A 4,451-nucleotide genomic window follows, 5' to 3' on the forward strand; every position below is an offset into this window, starting at 1 on the left:
TCTAAAGTCATGATAATCATGTCGCTGAATGTTGTTTGACGCTCATCAGAGGTAGTCTTCTCACCGGTACGAATGTGGTCTGATACAGTTACAACACATAACGCTTTAGCGCCTAATTCATGTGCAACACCGTATAAACCAGCAGCTTCCATCTCGACACCTAAAATACCCATTTTTTCCATAACATCAAACATTTGAGGATCTGGAGTATAAAATAAGTCGGCAGAGAAAACGTTACCAACACGGATTTTAGTGCCGTGTGCTTTAGCCGAATCAACAACAGCACTTAGTAAGCTGTAGTCTGCGATTGCAGCAAAATCGTTATCTTTAAAACGTAAACGGTTAACTCTAGAGTCAGTACATGCACCCATACCGATAATCACATCACGTACTTTTACGTCAGTGCTGATTGCGCCACAAGTACCAACACGGATTAAATTCTTAACACCGTAGTCTTTGATAAGTTCGTGTGCATAGATTGAACAAGATGGGATACCCATACCTGAACCCATAACAGAAATACGCTTACCTTTATATGTACCGGTAAAACCTAGCATGTTACGTACATCAGTCACTTGCTCAACATTTTCTAAAAATGTCTCAGCAATGTATTTTGCACGTAATGGATCGCCTGGGAAAAGTACCGTTTCAGCAAAAGCACCTTCAACAGCATTAATATGTGGTGTAGCCATGTTATAACCCCTATGTTTCTATTTTATTTGTATTGCTTAGTCATGTTTACAGTTTAGCAAAGCCATTAAACTTTATATAGAACCGTCGTTTGAAAATGTGACTAATTAATAAAAGATTCACCATAATTCATCGGTTCTAACTTAAAATAACTCGCAATAGACTGACCAATATCAGCAAAAGACTTACGACGGCCTAGTGAGCCTGCAGATAAACCTGCACCATAGGCGAGTACCGGCACACGTTCACGAGTATGTTCAGTGCCAACCCAAGTAGGATCACAACCATGATCAGCAGTGAAAACGACTAAATCTTCAGGTTGTAAAATCGCTAATAATTCCGGTAAACGAGAATCAAAGTACTCAAGTGCTTTAGCATAGCCGGCGGTGTCACGACGATGGCCATAATGAGAGTCAAAATCAACGAAATTAGTAAACACAATCGTGTTATCACCAGCACGTTTAATTTGCGCTAAGGTTTCGTCAAATAACTCTTCAAGACCTGTCGCTTTAAATTGTTGAGTAATACCACTGTGAGCATATATATCAGAAATTTTACCGATACTAACCACTTCACCGCCAGCATCTTTAAGCTTATCTAATACTGTAGGTGCTGGTGGTAATACCGCATAGTCATGACGATTACCAGTACGAGCGAAATCAGCAGGGCCAGTACCAACAAATGGTCGAGCAATTACACGACCAATGTTATAAGGTTCTAACTCTTCACGTGCAATTTTGCACAAGTTATATAAATTTTCTACACCAAAACTTTCTTCATGACATGCTATTTGGAATACAGAGTCAGCAGAGGTATAGAAAATAGGCTTGCCTGTTTTCATATGCTCTTCGCCTAACTCTTCAAGAATTTGAGTACCTGAAGCATGGCAGTTACCTAAAAACCCATCTAAACCAGCGCGTTCAAGGATTTTGTCTGTGAGTTCTTTAGGAAATGAATTGGTTAAGTCACTAAAATAACCCCACTCATAAAGGACAGGAACACCCGCCATTTCCCAGTGACCACTAGGAGTGTCTTTGCCTGAGCTTAATTCGTCAGCATGACCATAAGCACCGATGACTTCGACATTATCTGCAAATCCAGCAGCAAATTTACCCGTACTTTCAAAACCAGCATGGCCTAAACCAAAGCGAGCAAGATTAGGTAATTTCAATGGACCTTGACGGCCGATATCCGCTTTGCCGTCAGCACAGGCTTGCGCGATGTGACCAAAAGTATCTGAGCCAACGTCACCAAACTTATCGGCGTCGGTAGCAGCACCAACACCAAAAGAGTCGAGCATTAAGATAAAAGTACGTTTCATTATTTGTTTCCTTTATAAATCTGAAGCGCGAATATAACGATATATTTCAGGCGTTTTCTCAGGCGCGCTATCACCAATAATAATGGCTTGCTGAATAGCAGCGGCAGCTTCGGCGAAAGCATCTTCAGATTGAGCATGGATCATCGCTAACGGAACGTCTTTGTTAACTTCCTGACCCAATGCGCATACTTGAGTTAATCCAACACTGTAATCCAGTGCATCACCTGGTTTGCGACGTCCACCACCTAAGGTCACTACGGCTAAACCAAGTTCTCGTGTATCCATTTTGTAAGCAAAGCCAGATGTGTTGGCATATACAGGTCGTACAATTTTCGCATGAGGTAAATACTTATCATATGCCTCAACAAAGTCTGTTGGGCCACCTAAGCCAGATACCATTTTAGCAAAAGCCTCTGCTGCTTTACCATTATCTAATACAGTATTTAGTTTATGACGAGCTTCAGCTTCATTCTGTGCAATACCACCCAAAATTAGCATTTCTGCACATAATCCCATGGTGACAGCATATAAACGTGGATTACGATATTGACCAGTCAAAAAGTTTATCGCCTCACGAACCTCAACCGCATTACCTGCACACGAAGCCAATACTTGGTTCATGTCAGTTAACAATGCCGTTGTTTTAGTTCCTGCGCCATTAGCAACAGCAGTAATACTGCGAGCTAATTCTTCAGATGCTTCATAAGTTGGCATAAATGCACCGCTGCCGACTTTGACATCCATTGCTAGAGCATCAAGCCCCGCGGCTAACTTTTTAGATAAAATAGATGCGGTGATTAACGAAATAGATTCAACGGTGGCGGTATTATCACGAATCGAATAGAAACGCTTATCAGCAGGGACTAAGTCACCGGTTTGACCAATAATGGCAACACCAGCGTCTTTAACCACTTTGCGGAATAATTCACTTGAAGGCTCAGTTTGATAACCAGGAATGGCATCAAATTTATCTAGCGTACCACCGGTGTGACCTAAGCCACGACCTGAAATCATTGGCACATAACCGCCACAAGCTGCAGCCATAGGGCCAAGCATTAGGCTGATTACATCGCCAACACCACCAGTGCTATGCTTATCGATAATCGGGCCATTGAGGCCCAGAGAATCCCAATTTAATACGGTTCCGGAATCACGCATCGCAATCGTTAATGCAATCCGTTCATCCATATTCATATCTTTGAAATACACTGCCATGCCGAACGCAGCAATTTGGCCTTCTGAAACCGTGTTATGAGTAATGCCATCAACAAAGAATTGAATTTCTGCAGTGCTTAATACATCGCCATTACGTTTTTTACGAATAATTTCTTGAGCTAAAAACATGTTACGTCTCCCTTTAGGCAACCCATCACCTTTAGGGTCGCCTTTAATAATAGGATGCTATCAAGTGATAGCGCCTCAGTACGACAATGATCCAGGGCCATACTGAGATTTTGGACTATCTATGCGATTAGTAACCTGAAGTAGGCTTAGGAGCATCTACTAATTCTAATGTATGCAACAAGCTGTTTAACAAGCTAGAAGCACCAAAACGGAAAGTTTGTGGGGTAACCCAATCATCACCTAAAATGCGCGCAGCCAAGTCTAAAAATTCAGCTGTTTGAGCGGCATCACGAACACCGCCGGCAGGCTTAAAGCCTACATTGCGATTTTTCTCGCTGATGACAGTTAACATAATTTCAGCCGCTTCAAGCGTAGCGTTTACCGGTACTTTACCCGTTGATGTTTTAATAAAATCAGCACCTGCATCAATAGCTAACTCTGATGCTTTGCGGATCAAAGCAGGATCCTTTAGCACACCAGATTCGATGATAACTTTTAAAATCGCATCATCGCCGCACTCTTCCTTACACGCTTTAACCATTTCAAAACCGACAGTTTCGTTACCATCCATTAATGCACGGTATGGAAACACAACATCGACTTCATCTGCACCATAAGCAACTGCTGCACGAGTTTCTAATACTGCGATGGCAATATCATCATTACCGTGTGGAAAATTCGTCACTGTTGCAATTTTAATGTCTTCACAATCAAGTTCATTTAATGTTTTACGTGCAATAGGAATAAAACGAGGGTAAATACAAATTGCGGCAGTATTACCTGCTGGAGACTTGGCTTTATGGCACAAATCGATGACCTTTTGATCAGTATCATCATCATTTAAAGTGGTTAAATCCATTAACTCAATACCACGTTGTGCCGCTTTTTTTAAATCAGTCATAATTGCTCTCCGAAACGATAAATCAAAGTTGATAAATTTTTTTCAGGCAACACTATGTAGCTGGCATATGATTATAATTATGGCCGGGCCTTCAGTATTGCCAGTAAATCTTGCTGCTATTTACTAACCTAAGTATTCAATCTGATAACGAGTACCACGACTTGAATCCTTGAAGACCGGAAAAGATAAAACAAA

Annotated in this window: 4 protein-coding genes; all 4 read right to left on the bottom strand. The window is 41.4% G+C overall.

Annotated elements, in window-relative coordinates; translation table 11 throughout:
• The coding region (gene deoD / locus CXF78_RS11140) for a purine-nucleoside phosphorylase (RefSeq protein ID WP_102036814.1) at positions 1–692 on the bottom strand (692 nt) is incomplete at its 3' end.
• A 101-nt stretch (positions 693–793) separates the two neighbouring features.
• Positions 794–2,011 carry a phosphopentomutase gene (locus CXF78_RS11145; RefSeq protein WP_102036815.1) on the bottom strand — a complete coding sequence of 406 codons (1,218 nt, stop codon included), beginning with the start codon at positions 2,009–2,011 and terminating at the stop codon, positions 794–796.
• Between the two features lie 12 nt (positions 2,012–2,023).
• Positions 2,024–3,355 carry a thymidine phosphorylase gene (deoA, locus tag CXF78_RS11150; RefSeq protein ID WP_011636477.1) on the bottom strand — a complete coding sequence of 444 codons (1,332 nt, stop codon included), beginning with the start codon at positions 3,353–3,355 and terminating at the stop codon, positions 2,024–2,026.
• Between the two features lie 127 nt (positions 3,356–3,482).
• Positions 3,483–4,256 carry a deoxyribose-phosphate aldolase gene (gene deoC, locus CXF78_RS11155; RefSeq protein WP_011636476.1) on the bottom strand — a complete coding sequence of 258 codons (774 nt, stop codon included), beginning with the start codon at positions 4,254–4,256 and terminating at the stop codon, positions 3,483–3,485.
• Between the last annotated feature and the right edge of the window lie 195 nt (positions 4,257–4,451).

It is taken from the genome of Shewanella sp. 11B5 (assembly GCF_002836795.1).
Taxonomy (GTDB): Bacteria; Pseudomonadota; Gammaproteobacteria; order Enterobacterales; family Shewanellaceae; genus Shewanella; species Shewanella frigidimarina.